General features: G+C 77.9%; 1 protein-coding gene. It reads left to right on the forward strand.

Features of this window, described 5'->3' with window-relative positions:
- A partial coding sequence (locus AE652_RS42475) for an SDR family oxidoreductase (protein ID WP_049661630.1) occupies positions 1 to 746 on the forward strand: 746 nt, incomplete at both ends.

Genomic DNA, 746 nt, shown 5'->3' on the forward strand with positions numbered 1-746 from the left:
CGGGCGCGGTCCGGCCCGCCCGGGCGCTCGCCGGGGACATCGACCGGGACGGCCTCGGCCTCTCCCCGGCCGCACTGGAACACGCCCGGGGCGCCCACCTGGTGGTGCACGCGGCGGCGGACGTCCGACTGGTGGCCTCACCCGACGAGCTGGAGCGCACCAACCACACGGCGGTGCGCCGACTGCTCGACTGGGTCGGCGAGCACGCCCCGGACGCCCGGGTCCACCACGTCTCCACGCTGGCCGTCTCGGGCGGCGTCGACGGCCCGCCGCGCCGCTTCAGCGAGGCGGACCTGGAGATCGGCCAGCACTTCCGCACCCCGTACGAGCGGACCAAGTACCGGGCCGAACAGGCCGTCCGGGCCTGGGCCGCCCGCGGGCACGCCGCCTACCTGCACCGAAGCGGCCACATCGCGGCGCACAGCCGGACCGGCGCGTTCCAGGCCAACGCCGGCGACAACCGGATCTACCAGCTGCTCCGCGGCTACCTGCTGGCCGGCGCCGCGCCGAGCCGGCCGGGCACCGCCTTCGCGTTCTCGTACGTGGACACGGTGGCCGCCGGGATCGCCGCGATCGCCCGCGACCCGTACGCCGCGCCCGGCGCGTACCACGTGGAGACGCCGCACGCCGTCCCGCACGACGAGCTGGTGCGGTGGCTGGCCGGGCACGGCCACGCCGTACGGCTCACCGACGAGGCGGCCTTCGCGGCCGCCCTCGCCCGGGCCGAGCGCCGCCACCCGACGGCC

The sequence above is a fragment of the Kitasatospora sp. MY 5-36 genome, from assembly GCF_001182915.1.
Lineage (GTDB): Bacteria > Actinomycetota > Actinomycetes > Streptomycetales > Streptomycetaceae > Kitasatospora.